26 protein-coding genes are annotated in these 26,422 nt (G+C 60.0%); 19 read left to right on the top strand and 7 right to left on the bottom strand.

The genetic code is table 11. The features are described from left to right. Nucleotides 1-79 precede the first annotated feature (79 nt). The 10 genes from J2Y83_RS22440 to J2Y83_RS22395 all read left to right on the top strand — a co-directional run bounded on the left by J2Y83_RS22440 (nt 80) and on the right by J2Y83_RS22395 (nt 11,127). Nucleotides 80-973, top strand: coding sequence for a LysR family transcriptional regulator ArgP (locus J2Y83_RS22440; RefSeq protein ID WP_253398396.1), 894 nt, complete (start codon nt 80-82; stop codon nt 971-973). Between the two features lie 52 nt (nt 974-1,025). Beyond that, nucleotides 1,026-2,024 carry an NAD-dependent epimerase/dehydratase family protein gene (locus J2Y83_RS22435; RefSeq protein WP_253398395.1) on the top strand — a complete coding sequence of 333 codons (999 nt, stop codon included), beginning with the start codon at nt 1,026-1,028 and terminating at the stop codon, nt 2,022-2,024. Nucleotides 2,025-2,150: 126 nt separating this feature from the next. Beyond that, the gene (locus J2Y83_RS22430) at nt 2,151-2,996 is read left to right on the top strand and encodes an ATPase (protein ID WP_253398393.1); all 846 of its coding nucleotides are present in this window, start codon (nt 2,151-2,153) and stop codon (nt 2,994-2,996) included. Nucleotides 2,997-3,109: 113 nt separating this feature from the next. Then, nucleotides 3,110-4,369, top strand: a complete 1,260-nt coding sequence (locus J2Y83_RS22425; protein WP_253398391.1) for a D-mannose isomerase — start codon at nt 3,110-3,112, stop codon at nt 4,367-4,369. Between the two features lie 104 nt (nt 4,370-4,473). Next, nucleotides 4,474-5,760 (top strand): ABC transporter substrate-binding protein, encoded by a 1,287-nt coding sequence (locus J2Y83_RS22420; RefSeq protein WP_253398389.1) that lies wholly within the window; start codon nt 4,474-4,476, stop codon nt 5,758-5,760. Between the two features lie 77 nt (nt 5,761-5,837). Next, nucleotides 5,838-6,746, top strand: coding sequence for a carbohydrate ABC transporter permease (locus J2Y83_RS22415; protein WP_003175732.1), 909 nt, complete (start codon nt 5,838-5,840; stop codon nt 6,744-6,746). After that, nucleotides 6,739-7,584 carry a carbohydrate ABC transporter permease gene (locus J2Y83_RS22410; RefSeq protein WP_017847184.1) on the top strand — a complete coding sequence of 282 codons (846 nt, stop codon included), beginning with the start codon at nt 6,739-6,741 and terminating at the stop codon, nt 7,582-7,584. The genes J2Y83_RS22415 and J2Y83_RS22410 overlap by 8 nt, the downstream gene beginning before the upstream one ends. A 2-nt stretch (nt 7,585-7,586) precedes the next feature. Further along, nucleotides 7,587-8,747 carry an ABC transporter ATP-binding protein gene (locus tag J2Y83_RS22405; protein ID WP_253398387.1) on the top strand — a complete coding sequence of 387 codons (1,161 nt, stop codon included), beginning with the start codon at nt 7,587-7,589 and terminating at the stop codon, nt 8,745-8,747. 84 nt (nt 8,748-8,831) lie between these two features. Next, nucleotides 8,832-10,178 carry a carbohydrate porin gene (locus tag J2Y83_RS22400; RefSeq protein WP_253398386.1) on the top strand — a complete coding sequence of 449 codons (1,347 nt, stop codon included), beginning with the start codon at nt 8,832-8,834 and terminating at the stop codon, nt 10,176-10,178. A gap of 103 nt (nt 10,179-10,281) precedes the next feature. Further along, nucleotides 10,282-11,127, top strand: a complete 846-nt coding sequence (locus tag J2Y83_RS22395) for a D-hexose-6-phosphate mutarotase (RefSeq protein ID WP_253398384.1) — start codon at nt 10,282-10,284, stop codon at nt 11,125-11,127. A gap of 132 nt (nt 11,128-11,259) precedes the next feature. Here J2Y83_RS22395 and J2Y83_RS22390 read toward each other — a convergent pair whose 3' ends face one another. Next, nucleotides 11,260-12,120 carry a MurR/RpiR family transcriptional regulator gene (locus J2Y83_RS22390; RefSeq protein WP_253400433.1) on the bottom strand — a complete coding sequence of 287 codons (861 nt, stop codon included), beginning with the start codon at nt 12,118-12,120 and terminating at the stop codon, nt 11,260-11,262. Between the two features lie 219 nt (nt 12,121-12,339). Here J2Y83_RS22390 and zwf point away from each other — a divergent pair, with 219 nt between their 5' ends. From zwf to J2Y83_RS22375, 3 genes are read left to right on the top strand one after another with little or no spacing between them, the layout of a single operon-like run. Continuing rightward, nucleotides 12,340-13,806 (top strand): glucose-6-phosphate dehydrogenase, encoded by a 1,467-nt coding sequence (gene zwf / locus J2Y83_RS22385; RefSeq protein WP_253398382.1) that lies wholly within the window; start codon nt 12,340-12,342, stop codon nt 13,804-13,806. Further along, entirely contained in the window at nt 13,793-14,506 is a 714-nt protein-coding gene (pgl, locus tag J2Y83_RS22380; RefSeq protein ID WP_253398380.1) for a 6-phosphogluconolactonase, read from the top strand. The genes zwf and pgl overlap by 14 nt, the downstream gene beginning before the upstream one ends. A 17-nt stretch (nt 14,507-14,523) precedes the next feature. Continuing rightward, nucleotides 14,524-15,189, top strand: a complete 666-nt coding sequence (locus tag J2Y83_RS22375; protein WP_253398378.1) for a bifunctional 4-hydroxy-2-oxoglutarate aldolase/2-dehydro-3-deoxy-phosphogluconate aldolase — start codon at nt 14,524-14,526, stop codon at nt 15,187-15,189. A gap of 456 nt (nt 15,190-15,645) precedes the next feature. Here J2Y83_RS22375 and J2Y83_RS22370 read toward each other — a convergent pair whose 3' ends face one another. After that, nucleotides 15,646-16,821 (bottom strand): aminotransferase class V-fold PLP-dependent enzyme, encoded by a 1,176-nt coding sequence (locus J2Y83_RS22370; RefSeq protein WP_253398376.1) that lies wholly within the window; start codon nt 16,819-16,821, stop codon nt 15,646-15,648. Nucleotides 16,822-16,832: 11 nt separating this feature from the next. Further along, nucleotides 16,833-17,069, bottom strand: a complete 237-nt coding sequence (locus tag J2Y83_RS22365) for a DUF3820 family protein (protein WP_003213031.1) — start codon at nt 17,067-17,069, stop codon at nt 16,833-16,835. A gap of 207 nt (nt 17,070-17,276) precedes the next feature. Here J2Y83_RS22365 and J2Y83_RS22360 point away from each other — a divergent pair, with 207 nt between their 5' ends. Then, complete coding sequence (locus J2Y83_RS22360) at nt 17,277-17,744, top strand: ferritin-like domain-containing protein (RefSeq protein ID WP_253398374.1); 468 nt, start codon at nt 17,277-17,279, stop codon at nt 17,742-17,744. A gap of 54 nt (nt 17,745-17,798) precedes the next feature. Here J2Y83_RS22360 and J2Y83_RS22355 read toward each other — a convergent pair whose 3' ends face one another. Continuing rightward, nucleotides 17,799-18,269 (bottom strand): MaoC family dehydratase, encoded by a 471-nt coding sequence (locus J2Y83_RS22355; protein ID WP_247407665.1) that lies wholly within the window; start codon nt 18,267-18,269, stop codon nt 17,799-17,801. Between the two features lie 57 nt (nt 18,270-18,326). Then, nucleotides 18,327-19,271 carry an alpha/beta hydrolase gene (locus J2Y83_RS22350; RefSeq protein WP_253398372.1) on the bottom strand — a complete coding sequence of 315 codons (945 nt, stop codon included), beginning with the start codon at nt 19,269-19,271 and terminating at the stop codon, nt 18,327-18,329. 210 nt (nt 19,272-19,481) lie between these two features. Between J2Y83_RS22350 and fadD2 the strand changes: the two genes are divergently transcribed. Together fadD2 and fadD1 are read left to right on the top strand one after the other, a co-directional pair. Further along, nucleotides 19,482-21,170, top strand: a complete 1,689-nt coding sequence (fadD2, locus tag J2Y83_RS22345) for a long-chain-fatty-acid--CoA ligase FadD2 (protein ID WP_247398466.1) — start codon at nt 19,482-19,484, stop codon at nt 21,168-21,170. 384 nt (nt 21,171-21,554) lie between these two features. Next, the gene (gene fadD1 / locus J2Y83_RS22340; protein WP_253398370.1) at nt 21,555-23,246 is read left to right on the top strand and encodes a long-chain-fatty-acid--CoA ligase FadD1; all 1,692 of its coding nucleotides are present in this window, start codon (nt 21,555-21,557) and stop codon (nt 23,244-23,246) included. A 54-nt stretch (nt 23,247-23,300) separates the two neighbouring features. Here fadD1 and J2Y83_RS22335 read toward each other — a convergent pair whose 3' ends face one another. Continuing rightward, nucleotides 23,301-23,678: a hypothetical protein gene (locus J2Y83_RS22335; protein WP_247398473.1), complete on the bottom strand. Its 378-nt coding sequence runs from the start codon at nt 23,676-23,678 to the stop codon at nt 23,301-23,303. 198 nt (nt 23,679-23,876) lie between these two features. Between J2Y83_RS22335 and J2Y83_RS22330 the strand changes: the two genes are divergently transcribed. The 3 genes from J2Y83_RS22330 to def all read left to right on the top strand — a co-directional run bounded on the left by J2Y83_RS22330 (nt 23,877) and on the right by def (nt 25,737). Further along, the gene (locus tag J2Y83_RS22330) at nt 23,877-24,062 is read left to right on the top strand and encodes a CsbD family protein (RefSeq protein ID WP_253398368.1); all 186 of its coding nucleotides are present in this window, start codon (nt 23,877-23,879) and stop codon (nt 24,060-24,062) included. A gap of 181 nt (nt 24,063-24,243) precedes the next feature. Continuing rightward, entirely contained in the window at nt 24,244-25,194 is a 951-nt protein-coding gene (locus tag J2Y83_RS22325; protein ID WP_253398366.1) for a YihY/virulence factor BrkB family protein, read from the top strand. A gap of 3 nt (nt 25,195-25,197) precedes the next feature. Next, nucleotides 25,198-25,737: a peptide deformylase gene (gene def / locus J2Y83_RS22320; RefSeq protein ID WP_253398364.1), complete on the top strand. Its 540-nt coding sequence runs from the start codon at nt 25,198-25,200 to the stop codon at nt 25,735-25,737. A 34-nt stretch (nt 25,738-25,771) separates the two neighbouring features. On the opposite strand, the gene J2Y83_RS22315 is transcribed toward def, so the two are convergent. Beyond that, on the bottom strand, nt 25,772-26,188 hold the full coding sequence (locus J2Y83_RS22315; RefSeq protein WP_253398362.1) for a GNAT family N-acetyltransferase: 417 nt from the start codon (nt 26,186-26,188) through the stop codon (nt 25,772-25,774). Between the last annotated feature and the right edge of the window lie 234 nt (nt 26,189-26,422).

Here is a 26,422-nt window from a genome sequence, read left to right as displayed (position 1 = left end):
CCGAAACGATGCTGGCTATCTTCCCTGGCATGGCTGTATAAGAAAAACAAATATTGCTGATCGCCCATTAGAGAAACTGATGTTCGACTATAAATTGCTCTCCGCCCTGGCGGCGGTGGTGGAACAAGCCGGCTTCGAGCGCGGCGCCCAGGTGCTGGGGTTGTCGCAATCGGCGATCTCCCAGCGTATCAAGCTGCTGGAGGCTCGGATCGGCCAGCCGGTGCTGGTGCGGGCCACACCGCCGACGCCCACCGATATCGGCCGGCGGCTGCTCAACCATGTGCAACAGGTACGGCTGCTGGAGCGCGACTTGCAAAGCCAGGTGCCGGCGCTGGATGAAGAAGGCATGCCCGAACGCCTGCGCATCGCGTTGAATGCCGACAGCCTCGCCACATGGTGGGCCGAGGCCGTCAGCGACTTTTGCGCCGAGCAGCATTTGCTGCTGGACCTGGTGGTGGAAGACCAGACGGTCGGCCTCAAGCGCATGCGTGCCGGTGAAGTGGCGGCCTGTATCTGCGCCAGTGAACGCCCGGTGGCCGGTGCGCGCAGCCTGTTGCTGGGCGCGATGCGCTATCGGGCGCTGGCGAGCCCGGCGTTTATCGCCCGGCACTTCCCCAGCGGTGTGCGCGCCGATCAACTGGCGCGCACGCCGGCCTTGGTATTTGGCCCGGACGATTTCCTGCAACACCGCTACCTGGCCGCGCTCGGGGTGGACGGCGGTTTCGAGCACCATTTGTGCCCCTCGTCCGAAGGGTTTATCCGCTTGGCGGAAGCCGGACTCGGTTGGGGCCTGGTGCCTGAACTGCAGGTCGGCGACCAATTGCAAAGGGGCATATTGGTCGAGTTATTGCCAGATAAGCCCATCGATGTGCCGCTGTACTGGCATCATTGGCGCAGTGGCGGGCAACTGTTGGGTTTGTTGACTGACCATCTGGCTCAGGCCTGTGGTCAATGGTTGGTGCCGTTGGACTGATGGCGGGCGTCAAGGCAACAGCGATGAAAAACGAAAGAACACGGAGTAACACATGAAGATTCTGGTCACCGGCGCAAGCGGCTTCATCGGCGGGCGCTTTGCGCGTTTCGCCCTGGAGCAGGGCCTGGACGTGCGGGTCAACGGGCGGCGCGCCGAGGGTGTGGAACACCTGGTACGGCGCGGTGCCGAGTTTATCCAGGGTGATTTGAATGATGCCGACCTGGTGCGCGAACTGTGCCGCGACGTCGAAGCCGTGGTGCATTGCGCCGGCGCCGTCGGGCTGTGGGGGCGCTATCAGGATTTCCATCAAGGCAATGTGCTGGTGACCGAAAACGTCGTCGAAGCCTGCCTCAAGCAACGGGTTGGGCGCCTGGTTCACTTGTCCTCGCCGTCGATCTACTTCGACGGGCGCGACCACCTGGGGCTGACCGAGGACCAAGTGCCCAAGCGCTTCAAGCATCCCTATGCCGCCACCAAGTACCTGGCCGAGCAAAAGGTCTTCGGTGCCCAGGAATTCGGCCTCGAAGTCCTGGCCCTGCGTCCGCGTTTTGTCACCGGCGCCGGTGACATGAGCATCTTCCCGCGCCTGCTGAAAATGCAGCGCAAGAACCGCTTGGCCATCGTCGGCGACGGCCTGAACAAGGTCGATTTCACCAGCGTACACAACCTTAATGAAGCGCTGCTCAGCAGTTTGCTCGCCACCGGCTCGGCGTTGGGCAAAGCCTACAACATCAGTAACGGCACCCCGGTGCCGGTGTGGGATGTGGTGAACTACGTGATGCGCCAGATGGATTTGCCTCAGGTCACGCGGTATCGGTCCTACGGTTTGTCCTACAGCGTCGCGGCGTTGAACGAGGCATTCTGCGCGCTGTGGCCCGGGCGCCCGGAACCGGCGTTGTCGCGTCTGGGCATGCAGGTGATGAACAAAGATTTCACCCTCGACATCAGTCGCGCGAGGCATTATCTCGACTATGAGCCCAAGGTCAGCCTGTGGACCGCGCTCGACGAGTTCTGCCACTGGTGGAAAGCTCAGGAACCGGGGCTGAAGTAAGCTCACAAGCGGCAACACATCGGGAACCGAATTCAGCGTTCCGGGTCGATCAGTGCGGCGGGACAGCGGTTTATACTCCCGTCGCCCGGCTTTCCAGGTAGCCATTTCACGATTCAGGGTTGATTCATGCGCAACGATGCCAACGACGATTTCGACAATGTTCCCAGCCTGCGGGCCGACACCTTGGACGATGATGATTTCGTGCCGACCGCCGCCACCTCCGTGCGCTCGCGCAACACTCCCGTGGTCAAGGTCAAAAGCGCCAGTACCGGCCCGTTGTGGGCCTTGGTCGGCGCGCTGCTGATCGCCTTTGCCGGCCTGGCCTGGTGGAGCTTCCAGCAGATTTCGCTGATGGGCCAGCAACTGGTTGCCACCCAGGAAAGTTTTGCGCGCATCAGCGAAGAAGCGGCAGGGCGCCTGCAGGATATTTCCGGCAAGTTCGTCGCCAGTGAAGCCAGCGTGAACAACGGCAGCGAAGCGCTGAAACTGCAGATCAGGCAGTTGGAAACCCAGTTGCTGGAGCAGGGCAAGCAGCAAGTCGGTGTGGCCGGCCAGGCCACCGAGCTGGACAAGCGCCTGGCCCAAATGACCGCCGGCACCACTGACCTGTCCAACGCCAACGCCAAGTTGCAAGGCCAGGTGCAAGCGTTGACCGACGCTGTGGCCGGCCTCAAGGCGGCGCAAGGGGAGGCCGCCAAGCGCGATAGCGAGATCAGGGATCTGGTCGCTGACGTGGCTGCCCTGAAGAAACAGGGCAGCCCGAGCGCCGCCATCGCCCGTCTTGAACAAGACATGGTGGTGCTAAAGAGCGCGCAGGACAACCAGCCGGCCAATAGCGACGCACCGACCAATAAAGAGTTCGACGTGTTCCGCATTCAGACCACCCGCAATATCACCACCTTGCAGAGTCAGGTGCAGAACCTGAACCAGCGCCTCAATTCGCCGGCCGCAGCCACGCCGATCGGTCAGTAAAGGTCTTGGGAAATGTCACCATCTGGTGACATTTCCCTTGTCCTTCGTTACATGCCCTCGCGCCGCCCTTGTTTAGACTCCGGTCATCCCCCCAACAATAATAAGGGCCTGCCATGACCACCCAACCACTGCCTGCCGGCAGTTGGCTGAACGCACCTGCCCACCATGCCTGGCTCGCCAGCGAAGGCCAGCGCCTGCTGTCATTCGCCAAGGCCTCGCGCCTGGCCGACGGTTTCGGCAATCTGGACGATAACGGCCAGTTGCCGGCCAATGCCATTGCCGAAACCATGAACACCGCGCGCATGACCCATAGCTTCGCCATGGCCCACGCGATGGGGCTGCCGGGGTATGCCGAGCGGGTCGAGCACGGGGTTGCCGCCCTCAGCGGCCCGCTACGCGATAACACGCACGGTGGCTGGTTCGCCGCGCCCCACGCTGTGGATGGCAATACCGGCAAGGCTGCCTACCTGCACGCCTTTGTCGCCCTGGCCGCCAGTTCTGCGGTGGTCGCTGGCGCCCCCGGCGCACAAGCCCTGTTGAACGACGCGATCCAGATCATCGAGCAGTTTTTCTGGAGCGAGGAGGAGGGCGTCATGCTCGAATCCTTTGCCCAAGACTGGAGCGGCGTCGAAGCCTATCGCGGCGCCAACAGCAACATGCACGCGACGGAAGCGTTCCTTGCCCTGGCTGACGTCACCGCCGACACGCGCTGGCTGGACCGCGCGCTGCGCATCGTCGAGCGTGTGATCCACACCCACGCCGCCAGCAACCGGTTCATGGTGATCGAGCACTTCGACGCCCAGTGGACACCCTTGCGCGGTTACAACGAAGACAACCCCGCCGACGGCTTCCGCCCCTATGGCGTGACCCCAGGCCACGGTTTCGAGTGGGCGCGGTTGGTGTTGCACCTGGAGGCTGCACGCCTGCAAGCCGGGCTGGCCACGCCAGACTGGCTGGTGACCGACGCCAAGGGCCTGTTCGCCAGCGCCTGTGACTACGCCTGGGCCGTGGATGGCGCGCCCGGCATCGTTTACACCCTGGACTGGAACCAGCGCCCAGTGGTGCGTGAACGCCTGCACTGGACCCACGCCGAAGCCAGCGCCGCCGCGCAGGCCCTGTTGAAACGCACCTTCGATCCACATTACGAAACCTGGTATCGGCGTTTTTGGGAGTTTTGCGACGCCCATTTCATCGACCGCATCCACGGCAGTTGGCACCACGAACTCAGCCCGCAGAACCAACCCAGCAGCAAGATCTGGGGCGGCAAACCGGACCTGTACCACGCCTGGCAAGCGGTCTTGCTGCCGACGCTACCCTTGGCGCCCAGCATGGCCAGTGCATTGGGTCGCGGGTGCTATGTCACCGGGCTGTGACATTTGTGCATCCCTTTGTTACCTGCGCTTGAAAAATCCCTGTTTAAACTCCGTGCAGCGCAAGCTCTAGACTTGCATGCATAACAACAAGAAAAGGTACTCAGATGAACGCGATTAATCGCCTCGCCGTCGCTATTTCCATTGCCTCGTTGTTTCCCCTCAGTGCATTTGCCGCCGACTCGAAAGGCACGGTTGAAGTTGTGCATTGGTGGACCTCGGGCGGTGAAAAAGCGGCTGTAGATGTCCTGAAGGCCCAAGTTGAAAAAGACGGCTTCACCTGGAAAGACGGTGCTGTCGCAGGTGGCGGTGGCGCCACGGCCATGACCGTGCTGAAAAGCCGCGCGGTCGCCGGCAACCCACCCGGCGTAGCCCAGATCAAAGGCCCGGACATTCAGGAATGGGCCTCCACCGGCTTGCTCGACACCGACGTCCTCAAAGACGTGGCCAAAGCAGAAAAATGGGACTCCCTGCTCGACAAGAAAGTCTCCGACACCGTGAAGTACGAAGGTGACTACGTCGCCGTACCGGTCAACATCCACCGCGTGAACTGGCTGTGGATCAACCCGGAAGTCTTCAAGAAAGCCGGTATCACCAAGAACCCGACCACCCTCGAAGAATTCTACGCCGCCGGCGACAAACTCAAGGCCGCCGGCTTCATTGCGCTCGCCCACGGTGGCCAGCCGTGGCAGGACAGCACCGTGTTCGAAGCGGTCGTTCTGTCGGTGATGGGCGCCGATGGCTACAAGAAAGCCCTGGTTGACCTGGACAACGGCGCGCTGACTGGCCCGCAAATGGTCAAGGCGCTGACCGAGCTGAAGAAAGTCGCGACCTACATGGACGTCGACGGCAAAGGCCAGGACTGGAACCTCGAAGCCGGCAAAGTCATCAACGGCAAGGCTGGCATGCAGATCATGGGTGACTGGGCCAAGTCCGAGTGGACCGCCGCGAAGAAAGTCGCCGGCAAAGACTACGAGTGCGTAGCCTTCCCGGGCACTGAAAAAGCGTTCACCTACAACATCGACTCCCTGGCGGTGTTCAAACAGAAAGACAAAGGCACTGCAGCCGGTCAGCAGGACATCGCCAAAGTCGTGCTGGGTGAAAACTTCCAGAAAGTGTTCAGCATCAACAAGGGTTCGATCCCTGTGCGTAACGACATGCTGAACAAAATGGAATCCTACGGTTTCGACTCCTGCGCCCAGACCGCGGCCAAAGACTTCCTGGCTGACGCCAAGTCCGGCGGCCTGCAGCCAAGCATGGCGCACAACATGGCCACCACGCTGGCCGTGCAAGGCGCGTTCTTTGATGTCGTGACCAACTACATCAACGACCCGAAAGCCGACCCGGCCGATACCGCCAAGAAACTTGGCGCTGCGATCAAGTCTGCCAAGTAACGGTTGACCGGGTGGGGGAGCCCTGGCCCCCGCCCGGCATGTTCCTGTAGTCCTTTTCCCTTGTATTGGATTTCCCCATGAGTTCTGTTGCTGTGTTCAGCAAAGCCTCGCCGTTCGATGCACTGCAGCGCTGGCTACCCAAACTGGTGCTGGCGCCGAGCATGTTCATCGTGTTGGTGGGCTTCTACGGCTACATCCTGTGGACGTTCGTGTTGTCGTTCACCACGTCCACGTTCCTGCCCAGCTATAAATGGGCGGGCCTTGCGCAGTACGAGCGGTTGTTCGACAACGATCGCTGGTGGGTCGCGAGCAAGAACCTGGCGCTGTTCGGCGGGATGTTCATCGGTATCACCTTGGTGATCGGCGTGACGCTGGCGATTTTCCTCGACCAGAAAATCCGCCGCGAAGGCTTTATCCGCACCATTTACCTGTACCCGATGGCGCTCTCGATGATCGTCACCGGTACGGCCTGGAAATGGCTGCTCAACCCGGGCATGGGCCTGGACAAACTTCTGCGGGACTGGGGCTGGGAAGGCTTCCGTCTCGACTGGCTGATCGACCCGGACCGCGTGGTCTATTGCCTGGTGATCGCTGCCGTGTGGCAAGCCTCCGGCTTCATCATGGCGATGTTCCTGGCCGGCCTGCGGGGTGTGGATCAATCGATCATTCGTGCCGCGCAGATCGACGGCGCGAGCCTGCCGCGCATCTACTGGAGCGTGGTGCTGCCGAGCCTGCGTCCGGTGTTCTTCAGTGCGGTGATGATCCTGGCGCACATCGCGATCAAGAGCTTCGACCTGGTGGCGGCGATGACCGCTGGCGGCCCGGGCTACTCGTCCGACCTGCCGGCGATGTTCATGTACTCGTTCACTTTCAGCCGTGGCCAGATGGGCATGGGCTCGGCCAGTGCAATCCTGATGCTCGGTGCGATCCTCGCGATCATCGTGCCGTACCTGTACTCCGAGCTGAGGACCAAGCGTAATGACTAGTCTTGCCGCAAAACCTGCCATCAGCCTGAGCCGCATCGCAATCTACGCGGTGCTGATCTTCGCGGTGCTGCTGTACCTGGTGCCGCTGGTGGTGATGTTGCTCACCAGCTTCAAGACCCCGGAAGACATCAGCACCGGCAACCTGTTGAGCTGGCCGACCGTGGTCACCGGCATCGGCTGGGTCAAGGCCTGGGCCACGGTGGATGGCTACTTCTGGAACTCGATCAAGATCACCGTGCCGGCCGTGCTGATTTCCACCGCCATCGGCGCGTTGAACGGTTATGTGCTGTCGTTCTGGCGCTTCCGTGGTTCGCAGTTGTTCTTCGGCCTGTTGCTGTTCGGCTGCTTCCTGCCGTTCCAGACCGTGCTGCTGCCCGCGTCGTTCACCCTCGGCAAGATGGGCCTGGCGAGCACCACCACCGGCCTGGTGTTTATCCATGTGGTTTACGGCCTGGCGTTCACTACGCTGTTTTTCCGTAACTACTACGTGAGCATTCCGGATGCGCTGATCAAAGCGGCGCGCCTGGACGGTGCAGGTTTTTTCACCATCTTCCGTCTGATCATCCTGCCGATGTCGACCCCGATCATCATGGTCTGCCTGATCTGGCAGTTCACCCAGATCTGGAACGACTTCCTGTTCGGCGTGGTGTTCTCCAGCGGCGACTCGCAGCCCATCACGGTGGCGCTGAACAATCTGGTCAACACCAGCACCGGGGCCAAGGAATATAACGTGGATATGGCGGCGGCGATGATCGCCGGGCTGCCGACCCTGCTGGTCTATGTGATCGCAGGCAAGTATTTCGTGCGCGGCCTCACGGCCGGCGCGGTCAAGGGGTAATCATGGCTACGCTTGAACTTCGCAATGTAAACAAGACCTATGGCGCCGGCCTGCCCGACACCTTGAAGAACATCGAACTGTCGATCAAGGAAGGCGAGTTCCTGATCCTGGTCGGCCCGTCGGGGTGCGGCAAGTCCACGCTGATGAACTGCATCGCGGGCCTTGAGACCATCACCGGCGGCGCGATCATGATCGGCGACCAGGACGTCAGCGGCATGAGCCCCAAGGATCGCGACATCGCCATGGTGTTCCAGTCCTACGCGCTGTACCCGACCATGAGCGTGCGTGAAAACATCGAGTTCGGCCTGAAGATTCGCAAGATGCCGCAGGCCGATATCGACGCCGAAGTGGCTCGGGTGGCCAAGCTGTTGCAGATCGAACACTTGCTCAACCGTAAGCCGGGCCAACTCTCCGGCGGTCAGCAACAGCGGGTGGCCATGGGCCGCGCCCTGGCGCGTCGGCCGAAGATCTATCTGTTCGACGAACCGCTGTCCAACCTCGACGCCAAGCTGCGCGTCGAGATGCGTACCGAAATGAAACTGATGCACCAGCGTCTGAAAACCACCACCGTCTACGTCACCCACGACCAGATCGAAGCGATGACCCTGGGTGACAAAGTGGCGGTGATGAAGGACGGCATCATCCAACAGTTCGGCACACCGAAAGAGATCTACAACGACCCGGCCAACCTGTTCGTGGCGAGCTTTATCGGTTCGCCGCCGATGAACTTCATCCCCCTGCGCCTGCAACGCAAGGATGGCCGCCTGGTGGCCCTACTCGACAGCGGCCAGGCGCGTTGCGAGCTGCCGCTGAGCATGAGCACTGCTGGCCTTGAAGACCGTGACGTGATCCTCGGCCTGCGCCCGGAGCAAATCGTGCTGGCGGCGGGTGAGGGCAACGGTTCGTCGAGCATTCGTGCCGAAGTCCAGGTCACCGAGCCGACCGGTCCGGACACCCTGGTGTTCGTGCAGCTCAATGACACCAAGGTCTGCTGCCGTCTGGCGCCCGATGTGGCACCGCAGGTGGGCGAGACCCTGACCCTGCAATTCGATCCGGCCAAAGTGCTGCTGTTCGACGCCAATACCGGCGAGCGCCTGGGCACTGCCGCGTCTTTGCCCGCCCAGGATCGTGCCGACAACGTGGCCCAGTTCAAGGGTCGATAAAAAGATAAGTTGTTGTTTTTGAAAGAAAAAATGAACCGCGTTAGATAAAAACAGTTTAATAACAATAAAGACGAGGATGTAGGGATGAAAAAGCAACACAACAACACTCGGTTGATCTGCCAATTGTCAGCAGCGGCAGCCCTGGTCTTGTCCGCCAATGCGATGGCGGCCGATGCGTTCAGCGCCGACTCCAAGTGGATGACCGGCGATTGGGGCGGCGAGCGGACCAAGCTGATCGAGCAAGGTATCGACATCAAGGCCGACTACGTTGGGGAAGCCGGCTACAACGCGCACGGCGGCTACAACAACGACAAAACAGGGCGTTACGCTGACCAGTTCGGTCTGGGCGTGGCACTGGACCTGCAAAAGCTGTGGGGCTGGGATAACACCCAGGCGAAGATCCAGTTGACCAACCGTAATGGCCAGAACATCTCCAACGACCGTGTCGGTGATCCGCGTGCCGGCACCTTGAGCTCATCTCAAGAAGTGTACGGTCGCGGCCACATGGTGCGTCTGACCCAGTTCTGGATTCAGCACCAGATGTTCGACAACAAGCTGGACGTGAAGCTCGGTTACTTCGGTGAAGGCGAAGACTTCAACACCTTCCCGTGCGACTTCCAGAACCTGTCGTTCTGCGGCTCCCAGGTCGGTAACTATGTGAACACCTGGTACAACTGGCCGGTCGCCCAGGCTGCTATCCGCGTGAAGTACAACATCACGCCTGAGCTGTATGCGCAGATCGGTGCATACAATCAGAACCCGTCGCAGTTGGAGCACGGTAACGGCTTCAAACTCAGCGGCAGTGGCACCAAGGGCACCGTGATCCCGGTGGAATTGGTCTGGTCGCCGAAGGTCAATAACCTGCCGGGCGAATACCGTGTGGGTTACTACAAAAGCGCCGCCGATGCTGCCGATGTACGTGAAGACGTCGACGGTAACGATGCGGCCACCACTGGCAAAGCCTACCGCACCCACAGCAGCAAAAAAGGCTACTGGTTCGTTGCGCAGCAGCAACTCACTACCCATAACGGCGACGCTTCCCGCGGCCTGAACATCGCGGCCAACGCCACGTTCCACGACAAGGACACCAACACCGTCGATAACTACCAGTCGATTATGTTGGTGTACAAAGGGCCTTTCGACGCGCGTCCAAAAGACGATGTGGGGATCGGTGCCGCTCGTCTGCACGTTAACGATGACGTGCGCAAAAACGCTGAGTTGGCGAACGAGGCTGGCGGTTTCACCGATTACAGCCAAGCCGGTTACGCGCCACTGCGCAGCACCGAATACAACTACGAAATCAACTACGGCTTCCACGTCACCAACTGGCTGACCGTGCGTCCCAACCTGCAATACGTCACTCATCCGGGCGGCGTGGATAAAGTCGACAACGCCTTGGTGGCCGGTCTGAAAATTCAGTCGGTGTTCTAACGCGGTTGCGATAAGCTCTTCCTCTCTGTGCGCATTTTGCGGATAGCCATGGCTATCCGCTTTTTTTTGGGTTGCACTGTGAAGATATTCAGGACCGTGGCACATGCATGAGCATCCACTGCAACGCTTTTTCAAATCCCTGCGCGAGCGTCCGGTATTCGCCTGGGAGCGCTTCCAGGTGCGTGACGTGTTGGTGATCGACCATCCGCTGTGCCAGGCGGTATTCAGCCGGCAGGGCGCGCAATTGCTGCATTTTCAGCCCCGTGGGCAGAAACCCTGGTTGTGGTGCGCGGCCAAGTGGCCGCAAGTCGGCGCTATTCGTGGCGGCGTGCCGGTGTGCTGGCCGTGGTATGGCCGGCATCCCAGCGAAAATGCGTGGCCGTCCCATGGTTGGGCGCGGCTGATCGACTGGAAACTGCTCGACAGCAGCACCGACGACGACGGCGTGCGCCTGCACTGGCAGTTGCAGTTGTGCGACTGGCAGGTGGACTTGCACGCGCACCTGGGCGAAACCCTGGAACTGCGCTTGAGTACCGAGCATCAGGATGAGCTGCCGTGCCAACTGAGCCATGCTTTGCACGCTTACTGGCGTATTGGCAATGTCGGTGAGATAGCGCTGTCTGGGCTCGACGGGCTGCAAGGGTATGACCAGCTCAATCGCCAGGCTTGCCAGCAGGAAGGCGAACTGCGCGTGGAGGGCGGGTGCCAGCGGGTGTTCCAGCATGAGGGCGAGTTACAGATCAAGGACCACGCCTGGCAGCGCGAATTGTGCATCGACACCGGCGACAGCGCCGACACCGTGGTGTGGCACCCGGGCAGTCGGCCGCTGTTGGGCGTCAGTTTTAATGAGGCCTCGGGGTTTGTGTGCGTGGAGTCGGCAATGGCCGGGGCCAGCCTGGCGCCGGGAGAGCGGGCGCATTTGAGTTTGCAGGCCAGGGCTGGGGTTTAGCGCTGTTGCTGATAGCGTCTTCGCGAGCAAGCCTGCTCCCACATTTGAACCGCATTCCAAGGTAGGACTCGTCAAAATGTGGGAGCGGGCTTGCTCGCGAAAAGGCCGGGACTGCTGGAGGCATTGTCTGCCTCAGTTGAACTCATCTCCAACCGGATACCGGCTGTCATTCAAGCTCTCTTTGATCTTGCGCAGATGCGGCTGGAAGTCCACGCCACGGCGCAAGGTCATGCCGGTTGCCAGTACATCCAGCACCGTCAGTTGGATGATCCGCGAGGTCATCGGCATATAGATGTCGGTGTCTTCCGGCAGCGGAATGTTCAGGCTCACGGTGCTGACCTTGGCCAGCGGCGAGTTCTCGGCGGTCACACCCAGCACCGATGCGCCGTTTTCCCGGGCGATACGCGCCACTTCCACCAGCTCGCGGGTACGCCCGGTGTAGGAGATGATCACGAACAGCTCGCCGGTGTGCGCCACCGAAGCAATCATGCGTTGCATCAGCACATCGGCATGGGCGGTCACCGACAGGTTGAAGCGGAAAAACTTGTGCAGCGCATCCATGGCCACCGGTGCCGACGCGCCGAGGCCGAAGAAGTGGATCTGGCGCGCCTGGATCAACAGGTCCACGGCCTTGCTGATCAGGTTCGGGTCGAGGGCCTGGCAGGCGCTGTCCAGAGAGGCAATGGCGCTGCCGAAGATCTTCTGGGTGTAGGCCTCGGGGTTATCATCGGCCTCCACTGCGCGACTGACATACGCCGCACCGCTGGCCAGGCTTTGCGCCAGCTGCAATTTGAGTTCAGGGTAACCGCTGACACCAAACGAACGGCAGAAGCGGTTGACCGTCGGTTCACTGACCGAGGCGGCTTGGGCGAGGGCTGCGATCGAGAAGCGGGTCGCCTGCTGCGGGTTGAGCAGGATGACCTCGGCGACTTTTTTCTCAGCCTTGTTCAATTCTTCGAGGCGGTTCCGGATCTGTTCCAGAAGATTTCGCACGCGGTCCATACAGTCTTTCCTTGGGGCGACGATGCAAATAAAGGGCGGTCATCAATCGACGAGTGGCTCTTTGCGGTGGCCTATCCTACTGAGGGTAGCTGAACACCACCACTCGGAATGCGTATTTCGGGAAAATGTTGTGGTTATTACTACATTTTTCCTTGAGTGATGCCTTGAAAAAAGGTATTTGTAGCTTAACTTGATAAAAGAACAAACATCATGCCTTCGATAACCGTAGAACCCTGCACCTTTGCCCTGTTTGGCGCGTTGGGTGATCTGGCGCTGCGCAAGTTATTTCCCGCCCTCTATCAACTCGATGGTGCCGGGCTCTTGCACGACGACACGCGCATCCTGGCCCTGGCCCGCGAAGCCGGTTCCGAGCAACAGCACCTGGCGCATATTGAAACGGAATTGCGCAACTACGTTGGCAAGGAACTGGACGAGGCTATCGCCCAGCGTTTCCTGGCGCGCCTGACGTATGTTCACGTCGATTTCATGAATGCGGATGACTACGTGGTCCTGGCTGAAAAAGCCGGCACCGCGCAACGCCTGATCGCCTACTTCGCCACGCCTGCGGCGGTGTACGGGGCAATCTGCGAAAACCTGTCCAAGGTCGGCCTGGCGAACAATACCCGCGTGGTGCTGGAAAAACCCATCGGCTCGGACCTGGAATCTTCGCGCAAGGTCAACGACGCCGTCGCGCAGTTTTTTCCGGAAAACCGCACGTACCGCATCGACCATTACCTGGGCAAAGAAACCGTCCAGAACCTGATCGCCCTGCGTTTCGCCAACAGCCTGTTCGAGACCCAGTGGAACCAGAACTACATTTCCCACGTGGAAATCACCGTGGCCGAGCAGGTCGGCATCGAAGGCCGCTGGGGTTACTTCGACAAGGCCGGGCAACTGCGGGACATGATCCAGAATCACCTGCTGCAACTGCTTTGCCTGATCGCCATGGACCCGCCGGCCGACCTGTCCGCCGACAGCATCCGTGACGAGAAGGTCAAGGTGCTCAAGGCCCTGGCGCCGATCAGCCCGGATGGCCTGACCACCCAAGTGGTACGCGGCCAGTACATCGCCGGCTACAGCGCCGGCAAGCCGGTGCCGGGTTACCTGGAAGAAGAGAATTCCAACACCCAGAGCGATACCGAAACCTTCGTCGCCCTGCGTGCCGATATCCGCAACTGGCGCTGGGCCGGCGTGCCGTTCTACCTGCGCACCGGCAAGCGCATGCCGCAAAAGTTGTCGCAGATCGTCATCCACTTCAAGGAACCGTCCCACTATATCTTCGCCCCCGAGCAGCGCCTGCAGATCAGCAACAAACTGATCATCCGCCTGCAACCGGACGAAGGTATTTCCTTGCGCGTGATGACCAAGGAGCAGGGCCTGGACAAGGGCATGCAACTGCGCAGCGGGCCACTGCAACTGAATTTTTCCGACACCTATCGCAGCGCGCGGATTCCCGATGCCTACGAGCGGTTGTTGCTGGAAGTGATGCGCGGCAATCAGAACCTGTTTGTTCGCAAAGATGAAATCGAAGCCGCGTGGAAGTGGTGTGACCAGTTGATCGCCGGATGGAAAAAATCCGGTGATGCGCCCAAGCCGTATGCGGCGGGTTCCTGGGGGCCGATGAGCTCCATTGCACTGATCACGCGGGATGGGAGGTCGTGGTATGGCGATATCTGAATTGAAACTGCCTCAGGGCGTCACTGCCCATGAGTACCGTTCGCCCGCGTTGCTGGCGGATGGCCTGGCCAATGACGTGGCCGAGCAACTGCGCGCGGCCATCAGTGCTCGTGGCGAAGCGACCCTGGTGGTGTCCGGTGGCCGCAGCCCCGTGGCGTTTTTCCAGAACCTGGCCAAGCAGGGCCTGGACTGGTCCAAGGTCACCATCAGCCTGGCCGACGAGCGTTGGGTGCCGGTGGAACACGCCGACAGCAATGCCGGCCTGTTGAAGAAATACCTGTTGCAAGGTCCGGCAGCCAAGGCCAAATTCCTCAGCCTGTACGCCGCCGCGGCCAATCTTGAAGACGCCGCCGAGCAGGCCGATCGCCTGCTGGCCGAACTGCCGGCCATTGATGTGCTGGTGCTGGGCATGGGCGACGACGGCCACACCGCGTCGCTGTTTCCCAACAGCCCGAACCTGAGCGAGGCCCTGCAGGCCGACGGTACCCGCCGTTGCTGGCCGATGCTGGCGCCGACCGTGCCGCGCCAGCGCCTGACCATGAGTCGCGCGCTGCTGGCCACGGCGAACTACACCGTACTGTCGATCTCCGGCAGTTCGAAATTGACCACCTTGAGCGCCGCGCTGGCCAGTGACGACGTTGCTGCCATGCCGATTCGCGCGTTTTTGCAACCTACTTTAGAGATTTACTGGTGCCCATGAGCCAAGGATCAGCCGCGATGAAAAGCCCTCAATCGACCGTGTCCATGGCGGATAAAGTTGCCCTGATCGACAGTCTCTGCGCCAAGGCGCGGATACTGCCAGTGATCACCATCGCCCGCGAACAGGACATCCTACCGCTGGCCGACGCCCTGGCAGCCGGTGGTTTGACCGCATTGGAAGTGACCCTGCGTTCCGAGTTTGGCCTCAAGGCCATTCAGGTCCTGCGCGAGCAGCGTCCGGAGTTGTGTACCGGCGCCGGCACCGTGCTCGATCGCCATATGCTCGAAGCGGCCACCGTTGCCGGCTCGCAATTTATCGTCACCCCCGGCATTACCCGCGACCTGCTTGAAGCCTCGGTACACAGCCCGATCCCGCTGCTGCCGGGTATCAGCAACGCCTCCGGGATCATGGAAGGCTATGGCCTGGGTTATCGCCGCTTCAAGCTGTTCCCGGCAGAAGTCAGCGGTGGCGTCGCAGCCATCAAAGCCCTGGGCGGCCCGTTTGGCGAAGTGAAGTTCTGCCCGACCGGCGGCGTTAGCCCGGCCAATATCAAGAGCTACATGGCGTTGAAAAACGTGATGTGCGTGGGCGGTAGCTGGATGCTCGACCCCGAGTGGGTCAAGAACGGCGACTGGGCACGTATCCAGGAAGTCACCGCTGAGGCGCTGGCACTGCTGGACTGAGCTGATTTATCGAATCGTTGTTGCTGTGCTTAACGGCATTTTTTGCGGTGCACTTGGTCGGTGTGCCGCTTTTTTTTGCCTGCGCAAAACCTTGAACCCAACACACATCCAAATGTGGCAGGGGGCTTGCCCCCGATAGCGGTCTATCAGCCAATATTTTCGCTGACTGACACTCTGCTATCGGGGGCAAGCCCCCTCCCACATTTTTAGTCCGCGCTCAGTGCGGTGATGGCTTTGATCTGTGCGTGGATGTCTGCGGTTGATGTCACCCACCCCAGCGTCATCCGGATACTTTACGGTGCGCTTGGCCGGCGTGGCGCTTTTTTTGCCTGCGCAAAACCTTGAACCCAACACACATCCAAATGTGGGAGGGGGCTTGCCCCCGATAGCGGTCTATCAGCCAATATTTTCGCTGACTGTCACTCTGCTATCGGGGGCAAGCCCCCTCCCACATTTTTAGTCCGCGCTCAGTGCGGTGATGGCGCTGACCAGTAAATCGATGTCCGCCGCGGACGTCACCAAGCCCGGCGTCACCCGGATACAGGTGCCAAACGACGCGCCCACTCGAGTGGTGGTGAACAGGTTGTAGTCCCTGAGCAGGCGGTCTGCCATCACTTGCTGATCGCGCCCGATGAACGTGAACGCCGTGATCCCGCAATACAATCGCGGGTCATCCGAGGTCAGCACTTCAATTCCCGGTAATGGCCGCACCTGGCGCACCCACAGATCCCGCAGGTAATTCACGCGTGCGCCTTTGGCCGCCGCGCCGCCCAATGCGCGGTGTTCTTCAAATACCCGCGGCAAGGTCATCAGCGCCGGGAAGTTCGGCGTGCTGTACGGCGTGCGGGCGCGCACGTCGGTGGCGGGGTAGTGGAACTCACCCATGTCCGGGTCGATGTCTGCCAGGCGTTCGGTGGCTATGTAAAGAAAGCCTAGAGTCAGCGGCGCGCCGATCCATTTGTGCAGGTTGAAGCCGGCGAAGGCGATACCCAGCTCGGCGAGGTTGAACTCGATCTGGCCGAGGGCGTGGGCGCCGTCGAGGATCACATCGACAGCGTGTTCGCGCGCCGTTTTGGCAATGGCCTCGACCGGCATGACCAGGCCGGTGCGGTGGGTCACGTAGGTCAACGCCATCAGTTTCAGGCGGGGGTATTGGGTGAAGGCATCGCGATAGCTTTGCAGCAAACTGTCGAAACTGGCCGGGTGGGTGTGGGAGATTTCGATCACTTCCACTCCCCTGTAGTTGGCCAACCAGCGCATGGCGCCCTTGACCGTGTCGTACTCCAGGTCGCTGATCAGCACTTGGTCGCCAGGCTGCAGGCGGTTGTAGTTGCGGATCAGCGACTGCAAGGCTTCGGTGGCGTTGCGGGTGAAGGCGACCGACTCGGGGTCGGCGTCGATCAGCTCGGCCAGTTGGCGGCGGATCTCGACGTTTTCGCCTTGCTCGAAACGCTGACGCACATGCACCGCGTTACTGCGGTTGATAAACGCGACGTGCTCAAGGTACTGCGCCTGTACCGCGCGGCTCATGCGCCCGAAGTAGCCATTTTCCAGGTTGATCGGGCCCGGCTCCAGCTCATAGTGCTCGGCGATGGCCTGCCAGTGGGGTTCGTTGGCTGCATTCCATGGCATGGCGTGGGTTCCTAATGGCGAGGCGCGGGTTTGCCGTGCTTGGCGCGCAGCGGTTCCAGCAGTTCGGACAGGCCGTTGTGGTCAATTTCCTGCATCAATGCCAGCAACCCGCCCAGCTCGCCGTGGGGGAAACCTTCACGGGCGAACCAGTTCAGGTAGGGGCCAGGCAGGTCGGCGATGATCCGTCCCTTGTATTTGCCGAAGGGCATTTCGCGGGTAATCAGCAGTTCGAGTTTTTCGGGATTCATGACGGCTCAGGCGTTTGCATCGAGGTCTTCGAAAATACAGGCATTCTGCATGAAGACCAAATGACAGATCATGCAAATAACGCACATACAGAACCTTCATATATTTTTAAGATGTTGAAATTAAAAGAGAAAGTCGTTTTTTAAAACCTGGCACGGGCGCTGCAACCATTCAGACAACCTTTCTCAACCGGCATAAGGAACTGAAAAATGACTGATATCAATAAAGAGTCCATCTCGGTACTGAACGACCTGATCGAAACCAGCATCGACGGTCAAAAAGGTTTTAAAGCGTGCGCTGACGACATCAAGCATCCAGAACTCAAAGCGCTGTTTGCCAAGCGCTCCGCAGACTGCACCACCGCTGCGGCCGAGCTGAAAACCGCCGTGCGTGCCCTGGGCGGCGACCCGGAAAATTCCGGCAGCGTTGCCGGCGCCCTGCACCGTGGCTGGGTCGATGTGAAGTCGATGGTGACTGGCAAAGACGAAGAGGCTGTATTGAACGAAGCCGAGCGCGGTGAAGACCACGCACTCAAAGCTTACAAAGAAGCGATCGAGAAGATCGACAAGCACAACCTGCTGGGTATTCGTGACCTGGTTGAGCGTCAGTACCACGGCGTGCAACGCAATCACGATCAAGTGAAAGCCCTGCGTAACCAGGCTCGCGCTCAGTCGTGAGTCGTCGCTGAATAAAAAATCCCCGCCGATGCGGGGATTTTTTATGGGGGCTGATCAGCCGATGGTGATGGCCGGCAGTTCGGTCAACGTCACGACCAGTTGCTTGCGTGGCGCGAGGATCTCCGCCTCGCCATCCACCACCAGTTCATCGCGCTGGTTGAACACGCGGGTGGCGATACGCACGCGGAACTTCGGCAGCTTCTCGAGGATTTCCAGACGCACGGTCAGGGTGTCGCCGATTTTCACCGGCTTCTGGAAGCTCATCTGCTGGCCGATATAGATCGTGCCCGGCCCAGGCAGCTCACAGGCAACGGCCGCACTGATCAGGGCGCCGCTGAACATGCCGTGGGCAATTCGCTCCTTGAACATGGTCGCCTTGGCAAATTCGGCATCCAGGTGCAGGGGGTTGTGGTCGCCGGACATGGCGGCGAACAACTGGATATCGCGCTCTTCGACGGTCTTGCTGTAGCTGGCGGTCTGGCCGACTTCGAGGGCTTCGTAAGGGGTGTTGGTTACCTGGGTCATCTAAAGGTGCATCCTGTGGCTAATCGATAATTTAATTGGCTGATTTTAAACGAAAAATTATTCGCAGCGAGCCGGCCTGCGCAAGGTCAGGGCCTGGTCGAGCCACGTCAGCACATCCGCGGTGACTTCGTCGCGGTTGGTTTCGTTGAACACTTCGTGACGCGCCTGCGGGTAGATATTCAGTTGCAGGTTCTGGCAGCCGGCCTCACGCAGGGCATGGGCCAGGCTTTTGAGACGCTTGCCTTCACTCACCGGATCACATTCGCCGCCGATCACCAGAATGGGCAAGCCCGGATCGATCTGCGCGAGATTGGACGCTTTGCTGATTTGCTGCAAGCCGCCCAGCAGGTCGAACCACAGTTGGTTGGTGCAGCGGAACCCGCAGAGCGGATCGTGGAGGTAGCGGTCGACTTCATCCGGGTCACGGCTGAGCCAGTCGAAAGCCGTGCGGTTGGGCTTGAACGCTTGGTTGAACGAGCCGAACGACAGGCACTCAATCAGCGCACTGCGGCCGCGCAAGCCCTGGCGCAGGCGTTCGGCACGGGCGATCAGCCGCGCGGCGCGGTACAGCGCCACCGGCTGGAAATTCGAACCGCTGAGAACCGCCCCATGCAGGCTGGCACTGTGGTGCAGCAGGTAGGCCTGGGCGATATAGCTGCCCATGCTGTGGCCCAGCAAAATGATCGGCACTCCCGGCAACTGCTGGCCGATGTGCTGGTTGAGGCTGGCCAGGTCGCCCACCACCTTGTTCCAACCGTCCTGCTCGGCGAACAGGCCCAGGGTGCCCTCGTCGGCGGTGCGGCCATGACCACGCTGGTCCAGGGCAAACACACCGTAGCCCGTCCCGCACAACGCTTCGGCCAGGCGCACATAGCGTCCGCCGTGCTCGGCCATGCCATGAGACACCATGATCAACGCCTTCGGCGGCGCTTCCGGCAGCCATTGATTGACGTACAGGCGGCTGTGGTCATTCGCGGTCAGCCAGAAAGTGGTGTGGTTCATGGCGCTTCCTTTACTCAGGGTCGTTGCAGTGTATAGCTCATCCTCGGACAGCCGTCTGATCAGTACAGACCCTTGTAGGAAGATTCACGCAATTAATGACGCTCTTTCCTGTATTTGCCTGTTTGGCCATAGCTGCTAACGTCCCCGAAGCTCCGCTTTTTATAGCAGCAGAAAAGCGGCTGGGCACATTCAGGTAAGAGGACAAGAATAATGCAACCTGATTTCTGGAATGACAAACGCGCGGCGGGCGTTCCCAACGAGATCGATCTGAGCGCCTACACGTCAGTGATCGAAGTCTTCGAGCGTTCCTGCAAGGCCTTTGCCGACCGTCCGGCGTTCAGCAGCATGGGCGTCACCCTGACCTACGCCGAGCTTGAGCGCCAGAGTGCGGCGTTCGCCGGTTACCTGCAGCAGCACACCGACCTCAAGCCGGGCGATCGCATCGCGGTACAGATGCCCAACGTGCTGCATTACCCGATTGCCGTGTTCGGTGCGCTGCGCGCGGGGCTGATCGTGGTCAACACCAACCCGCTGTACACCCCGCGGGAGATGCGACACCAGTTCAAGGACGCCGGCATTCGTGCCCTGGTCTACCTCAACCTGTTCGGTTCACGGGTGCAGGAAGTCTGCACCGACACCGAGATCGACTACCTGATCGAAGCGAAGATGGGCGACTTCATGCCCGCAGCCAAGGGCTGGCTGGTCAACACTCTTGTCGACAAAGTGAAGAAGATGGTCCCGGCCTATCACTTGCCGCGTGCGGTGTCGTTCAAGCGCGCCTTGCGCATGGGCGCAGGGCAGGGCGTGACGCGCCATCCGGTGACTCTCGATGACATCGCTGTGCTGCAATACACCGGCGGCACCACCGGCTTGGCCAAAGGCGCGATGCTCACTCACGGCAATCTGGTGGCGAACATGCAGCAGGTGCGCGCCTGCATGTCGCAGACCGGCGAGGATGGCCACCCGCTGATCAAGGAAGGCCAGGAAGTGATGATCGCGCCGCTGCCGCTTTACCACATCTATGCATTCACCGCGAATTGCATGTGCATGATGGTCTCCGGCAACCACAACGTGTTGATCACCAACCCGCGGGATATCGCGGGCTTTATCAAGGAACTGAAAAACTGGCGCTTCACCGGCTTGCTCGGGCTCAACACGTTGTTTGTGGCGTTGATGGACCATCCCGACTTCAAGAGCCTGGACTTCTCCCATCTCAAACTCACCAACTCCGGTGGCACGGCGCTGATCAAGGCCACCGCCGAACGTTGGGAGCAGCTCACCGGCTGTGCGATTGGCGAAGGGTATGGCCTGACGGAAACGTCGCCGGTGGCCAGCACCAACCCGTATGGCAACAAGTCACGCCTGGGCACCGTGGGCATCCCTGTGCCGGGTACGGCGATGAAGGTGATCGATGACGACGGCGTCGAGTTGCCCCTGGGCGAGCGCGGCGAGCTGTGCATCAAGGGCCCGCAGGTGATGAAGGGCTACTGGCAGCAACCGGCCGCCACCGCCGAGGCGCTGGACGCCGAGGGGTGGCTCAAGACTGGCGATATTGCCGTGATCGACGAGGATGGATTTATACGCATCGTGGATCGCAAGAAGGACCTGATCATCGTCTCGGGTTTCAATGTGTACCCCAACGAGATTGAAGACGTGGTGATGGCTCACCCTGCGGTGGCCAACTGCGCAGTGATCGGCGTACCGGATGAGCGCACGGGGGAGGCGGTGAAGCTGTTTGTGGTGGCGCGTGCCGAAGGCGTGAGCCTTGAGGAGTTGAAGAGCTACTGCAAGACCAACTTCACGGGGTACAAAGTGCCCAAGCACATCGTGTTGCGTGAGTCGTTGCCGATGACGCCGGTGGGCAAGATCCTGCGGCGCGAGTTGCGCGACATCGCCTGATTTGAAAGGCAGTCAACAATGTGGGAGGGGGCTTGCTCCCGATGGCAGTGAATCAGTCACCAAATGTGTTGGCTGATTTACCGCCATCGGGAGCAAGCCCCCTCCCACATTTGTCTGCGTTTATCTCGTTAAGCCCTGTTCTAGAGCCATTTTCAAGCGTATAGAATTTTTGCTCTAAAAATGACTATTAGTTATTCATGAGTCATGTTTATGACTGTAGGGGCCTCTTTTGGCTCTAGTCGGCCCTTGGCAAAGCTGCTACTCTCGGCGCGCTTTGTGACCTCTCGGCCTGCTTAAACGCGCCAGACTCACCTAAAAAACACACACCAATAATAATCGCATCAAATGCGATGATGAATTCGCGTCGCTGAGGAGTGGGCTTCCATGAACGTAGACTTTTGGAAGGATAAGTACCCCGCCGGGATTGCTGCAGACATCAATCCAGACGAGTATCCAAATATTCAGGCGGTACTGAAACAGTCCTGCCAGCGCTTCGCCAACAAACCGGCTTTCAGCAACCTGGGCAAGACAATCACCTACGGTGAGTTGTACGAATTGTCCGGCGCTTTCGCTGCGTACCTGCAACAGCATACCGATTTGAAGCCCGGCGATCGAATCGCCGTGCAACTGCCCAACGTCCTGCAATACCCGGTCGCTGTGTTCGGCGCCATCCGTGCCGGCCTGATCGTGGTCAACACCAACCCGCTGTACACCGCGCGGGAAATGGAACACCAATTCAATGACTCCGGGGCCAAGGCTCTGGTCTGCCTGGCCAACATGGCGCACCTGGCTGAAAAAGTCGTGCCCAAGACCGCCGTCAAACACGTGATCGTCACCGAAGTCGCCGACCTGCTGCCGCCGCTCAAGCGCCTGCTGATCAACAGCGTCATCAAGTACGTGAAGAAAATGGTCCCGGCCTATCACTTGCCCAAGTCGATCAAGTTCAACGACGTGCTGGCCAAGGGGCACGGCCAACCGGTCAATGACGTCAGCCCGGCCAGCAGCGACGTGGCGGTGCTGCAATACACCGGCGGCACCACCGGCGTGGCCAAGGGGGCGATGCTGACCCACCGTAACCTGGTGGCCAACATGCTGCAGTGCAAGGCGCTGATGGGCTCCAACCTCAACGAAGGCTGCGAGATCCTGATCACCCCGCTGCCGCTGTACCACATCTATGCGTTCACCTTCCATTGCATGGCGATGATGCTGATCGGCAACCACAACATCCTGATCAGCAACCCGCGTGACCTGCCGGCGATGGTCAAGGAACTGTCGAAGTGGAAGTTCAGCGGTTTTGTCGGCCTGAACACGCTGTTCGTCGCGCTGTGCAACAACGAAGGCTTCCGCAAGCTGGACTTTTCTGGGTTGAAAGTCACCCTGTCGGGCGGCATGGCCCTGCAACTGGCGGCGGCCGAGCGCTGGAAAGCCGTGACCGGCTGCGACATCTGCGAAGGCTACGGCATGACTGAGACCAGCCCGGTGGCGACGGTCAACCCGATCCAGAAGATCCAGATCGGCACCATCGGCATTCCGGTGCCGTCGACCTTGTGCAAAGTCATCACCGACGACGGCGCCGAGCTGGGCCTGGGCGAGGTCGGCGAGCTGTGCGTCAAAGGCCCGCAGGTCATGAAGGGCTATTGGCAGCGCGAAGATGCCACTGCCGAGATCCTCGACAGCGAAGGTTGGTTGAAGACCGGTGACATTGCGATCATCCAGCCGGATGGCTACATGCGCATTGTCGACCGCAAGAAAGACATGATTCTGGTCTCCGGTTTCAACGTCTACCCCAACGAACTGGAAGATGTGCTGGCGACGCTGCCGGGCGTGCTGCAATGCGCTGCCATCGGTGTGCCGGACGAGAAGTCCGGGGAGCACATCAAGATCTTCATCGTGGTCAAGCCAGGTGCCACCCTGACCAAGGACCAGGTGATGGAGCATATGCGCGCTAACGTCACCGGCTACAAGGTGCCCAAGGCCGTTGAATTCCGTGATGTCTTGCCGATCACCAACGTGGGTAAGATCCTGCGTCGAGAGTTGCGCGATGAAGAGCTGAAGAAGCTGGGCCTGAAAAAGTAACCCGGCCCAAATGTGGGAGGGGGCAAGCCCCCTCCCACATTTGAAATACAGTGCTTAGAGGGCAAGCTGCGCGAAGCTCACGCCCGCACCGGCTGGGCGCACGTCCTTCAAGAACGAGTCCTTGTCCGCGCTCAGTTCCAGCGTGATTTCCGGCTTGCGCTTGCCGGCATTGCGCACCACCAGGCCTTCGAGCTTTTCACGCAGGAACACCGTCGGCACCTTCAGGTGCAGCAACTGGTCAGTCTCGGCGTTGTGCAGCAACAAGTGAATCCACTCGTACTGGCCCACCGCGATCCGTGCCACCGGCAGGTCGAACCACCAGATGTTGCGTTTGCGGTCCAGGTCGGTGAAGTGGCAGTTGTTGACGCCGAGTACGGCACCGCCCAGTTCCTGGTTTCTGCGGGCGATGGCCTGTGCTTTATTGAGTTTCATAACCTTCCTACGGGATCTGTTATTCAGCGTTGTAGCCTGAATGTGCCGCGCATTCTCGTGGGTTGGCCGCAAAACATAAAGCCAAACCTGCTGCCGGCGGTGAAATGCGCGCACAAAATAATTGAAACTCTGCCGAACAGCCTCGGGTCAATCTCTACGTAATGACCAAAACCCCTCGATTGTTCCAGGAGAAATACCATGAGCAGTACATCGGATAAGGTAAAAGGCGTCGCGAACGAAGCTGTCGGCAACATCAAGCAAGGTATTGGCAAAGTGACCGGCAACGACAAGTTGCGCGCTGAAGGTGTGGTCCAGGAAAAGAAAGGCGAAGTGCAGAAAGCCGTAGGCGATGCCAAGGATGCGGTGAAGAAAGCGATCAAGTGATCCTCGATCGCTGGCTGAGTTCATCCAGCCCGACGGCCATCCACGGATGGCCGTTTTTGTGTCACCTGATGCGGTTAATCTTTCGAAATTGTTTCAAGGTCGCCAAATAGGCTACCTTGATGTAGAAAACGGCCCCTGAGTCGCCCATGAACCTGATCTTTTTGCGGCGAAAGGAGACGCTATGATTTTTCCGGTACTCGATGGTCTCAAGCTGCACAAAGTGCTGGTGCGCACGGTCACGGAGTTCGTCAACGACGAGATGTCCACCTACGCCTCGGCGCTGGCCTACCAGATGCTGTTTTCCTTGTTTCCGTTCCTGCTGTTCCTCATTGCGTTGATCGGTTTCCTGCATTTACCGGACTTCTTCACCTGGCTGCGCCTGCAGTCGGAGCTGGTGTTGCCGCCCCAGGCCCTGGAGCAGGTCAACCCGGTGATCGACCAGTTGCAGCAGTCCAAGGGCGGCCTGCTCTCGGTGGGTATCGTGATTGCCCTGTGGACCGCGTCGGCCGGTGTGCGCCTGATGATGAGCGCGATGAACGCCGCCTACGACGTGGTCGAAGGGCGACCGATCTGGAAGCGTTTCCCACTGTCGGTTTTCTACACCGTCGGCATCGCCGGCATGTTGCTCGCCGCCGCCGCGCTGATGGTGCTCGGCCCGCAGGTCATGGAATGGCTGGCAGGGCAGATCGGCATGCAGGAATTCGTGGTCACGCTGTGGACCATCCTGCGTTGGCCGCTGATTGTGATCCTGCTGATGTTCGCTGTGGCTCTCATGTATTACGTGATGCCCGACGTGCAGCAGAAATTCCGCTTCATCACTCCAGGCTCGGTGCTGGCGGTGGTGGTGTGGATCGTTGCGTCCCTGGGCTTTGGCTACTACGTCAAAACCTTCGCCGACTACAACGCCATGTATGGCAGCATCGGCGCGATCATTGTTTTGCTCCTGTACTTCTATATTTCCGCCGCCGTGCTGTTGCTGGGGGCGGAGATGAATGCCGTGATCGAGCACATGTCGGCCGAAGGCAAGGATCCAGGGGAAAAGACCTTCGATGAAAACACCCACGCAGGTGAAAAAAAGCACGTCTCCGGCCTTGGCCGGGACCATTCCAAGCCCACTCCCGACGAAGTCTGATCGATGATCCGTGAAATCCTGAAAATGGGCGACGAGCGCCTACTGCGTATCGCCCCGCCGGTCCCGCCGGAAATGTTCGACAGCCCTGAGCTGTGGCAACTGATCGATGACATGTTCCAGACCATGGAGCACGTCGGCGGTGTCGGCCTGGCCGCACCGCAGATCGGCGTTGACCTGCAACTGGTGATATTTGGTTTCGAGAGCAGCGAACGCTACCCGGATGCCCCGGCTGTGGCACAGACGATCCTGATCAACCCGCTGATCACACCGCTCAGTCCGCTCATGGAAGAGGGTTACGAAGGCTGCCTGTCCGTGCCCGGCCTGCGCGGCGCGGTGGACCGTTACCAGCAGATCCGCTACGAAGGCTTCGACCCCAAGGGCGAGCCGATCATCCGCATTGCCGATGGTTTCCATGCGCGGGTGGTGCAGCACGAGTGCGATCACCTGATCGGCCGCTTGTACCCGTCGCGGATTACCGATTTCAGCAAGTTCGGGTTTATTGAGGTGATGTTCCCCGACATGGACCCGACGGCCGACGACTAGCCTCCCGACACAACACAACGCCAACCAGGGGAGGTTATACGGCTCGTTCCAAGCCCATCGCGATCATCGGCTTGTTGCGCTTGTAGCGCACCAACCGTTCGCTGAGGGACTGGGGCAGCACGGTATCCTGGGTGAAACCCATGCGTTGATACCAACCTTCCAGGTCCGGATGACACATCAGCCAGACCGTACCCACCCCATCGGCCACCGCTCGACGAATCAAGCGCGCCGCCAGCCCCTGACCACGATAGGCCGGGTCGACAAACACCCCGGTCAGCCATTGCCCGCCCACCACCGGCGTCAGGCATAAACCGGCAACGATCTCGCGGTCCCGCGCCACCCACAGACATCCGCCCTTGAGTGCCTTCATCGGCGAATCGTGGTGGCGGTAAAACTTGTTCAGCAGCGGCCACAGGGGCTCTGCCAGCGGTTCGATGTGCAATTCGGGCATGGTGTTCAGGCAGGCGTTATCAAGGGCCGGGGATTATAAGCGCCTAATGTGTGGCAATAGGTGGTATACCCAATGTTACATCCCCTGTAAGTGGAGCATGCATCATGGCCAAAGGTATGGATTCAAAGAAAGCCGCGAAGAAGAAACCGGCAAAGACCGCCGATGAAAAACGCGCGGACAAGAAAACCAAAAAATCCGAGACAGGGCTGTTCGGTCACTGAGTTAAAAACCTAC

It is taken from the genome of Pseudomonas marginalis (genome assembly GCF_024169655.1).
Lineage (GTDB): Bacteria > Pseudomonadota > Gammaproteobacteria > Pseudomonadales > Pseudomonadaceae > Aquipseudomonas > Aquipseudomonas paraveronii.
This window is presented reverse-complemented; position numbering and strand designations above follow the sequence as displayed.

Bases quoted from the DNA above. Each gene is read 5' to 3' on its own strand.
- J2Y83_RS22440 (WP_253398396.1), top strand. From the start codon at position 80: ATGTTCGACTATAAATTGCTCTCCGCCCTGGCGGCGGTGGTGGAACAA.
- J2Y83_RS22435 (WP_253398395.1), top strand. From the start codon at position 1,026: ATGAAGATTCTGGTCACCGGCGCAAGCGGCTTCATCGGCGGGCGCTTT.
- J2Y83_RS22430 (WP_253398393.1), top strand. From the start codon at position 2,151: ATGCGCAACGATGCCAACGACGATTTCGACAATGTTCCCAGCCTGCGG.
- J2Y83_RS22425 (WP_253398391.1), top strand. From the start codon at position 3,110: ATGACCACCCAACCACTGCCTGCCGGCAGTTGGCTGAACGCACCTGCC.
- J2Y83_RS22420 (WP_253398389.1), top strand. From the start codon at position 4,474: ATGAACGCGATTAATCGCCTCGCCGTCGCTATTTCCATTGCCTCGTTG.
- J2Y83_RS22415 (WP_003175732.1), top strand. From the start codon at position 5,838: ATGAGTTCTGTTGCTGTGTTCAGCAAAGCCTCGCCGTTCGATGCACTG.
- J2Y83_RS22410 (WP_017847184.1), top strand. From the start codon at position 6,739: ATGACTAGTCTTGCCGCAAAACCTGCCATCAGCCTGAGCCGCATCGCA.
- J2Y83_RS22405 (WP_253398387.1), top strand. From the start codon at position 7,587: ATGGCTACGCTTGAACTTCGCAATGTAAACAAGACCTATGGCGCCGGC.
- J2Y83_RS22400 (WP_253398386.1), top strand. From the start codon at position 8,832: ATGAAAAAGCAACACAACAACACTCGGTTGATCTGCCAATTGTCAGCA.
- J2Y83_RS22395 (WP_253398384.1), top strand. From the start codon at position 10,282: ATGCATGAGCATCCACTGCAACGCTTTTTCAAATCCCTGCGCGAGCGT.
- zwf (WP_253398382.1), top strand. From the start codon at position 12,340: ATGCCTTCGATAACCGTAGAACCCTGCACCTTTGCCCTGTTTGGCGCG.
- pgl (WP_253398380.1), top strand. From the start codon at position 13,793: ATGGCGATATCTGAATTGAAACTGCCTCAGGGCGTCACTGCCCATGAG.
- J2Y83_RS22375 (WP_253398378.1), top strand. From the start codon at position 14,524: ATGAAAAGCCCTCAATCGACCGTGTCCATGGCGGATAAAGTTGCCCTG.
- J2Y83_RS22370 (WP_253398376.1), bottom strand. From the start codon at position 16,821: ATGCCATGGAATGCAGCCAACGAACCCCACTGGCAGGCCATCGCCGAG.
- J2Y83_RS22365 (WP_003213031.1), bottom strand. From the start codon at position 17,069: ATGAATCCCGAAAAACTCGAACTGCTGATTACCCGCGAAATGCCCTTC.
- J2Y83_RS22360 (WP_253398374.1), top strand. From the start codon at position 17,277: ATGACTGATATCAATAAAGAGTCCATCTCGGTACTGAACGACCTGATC.
- J2Y83_RS22355 (WP_247407665.1), bottom strand. From the start codon at position 18,269: ATGACCCAGGTAACCAACACCCCTTACGAAGCCCTCGAAGTCGGCCAG.
- J2Y83_RS22350 (WP_253398372.1), bottom strand. From the start codon at position 19,271: ATGAACCACACCACTTTCTGGCTGACCGCGAATGACCACAGCCGCCTG.
- fadD2 (WP_247398466.1), top strand. From the start codon at position 19,482: ATGCAACCTGATTTCTGGAATGACAAACGCGCGGCGGGCGTTCCCAAC.
- fadD1 (WP_253398370.1), top strand. From the start codon at position 21,555: ATGAACGTAGACTTTTGGAAGGATAAGTACCCCGCCGGGATTGCTGCA.
- J2Y83_RS22335 (WP_247398473.1), bottom strand. From the start codon at position 23,678: ATGAAACTCAATAAAGCACAGGCCATCGCCCGCAGAAACCAGGAACTG.
- J2Y83_RS22330 (WP_253398368.1), top strand. From the start codon at position 23,877: ATGAGCAGTACATCGGATAAGGTAAAAGGCGTCGCGAACGAAGCTGTC.
- J2Y83_RS22325 (WP_253398366.1), top strand. From the start codon at position 24,244: ATGATTTTTCCGGTACTCGATGGTCTCAAGCTGCACAAAGTGCTGGTG.
- def (WP_253398364.1), top strand. From the start codon at position 25,198: ATGATCCGTGAAATCCTGAAAATGGGCGACGAGCGCCTACTGCGTATC.
- J2Y83_RS22315 (WP_253398362.1), bottom strand. From the start codon at position 26,188: ATGCCCGAATTGCACATCGAACCGCTGGCAGAGCCCCTGTGGCCGCTG.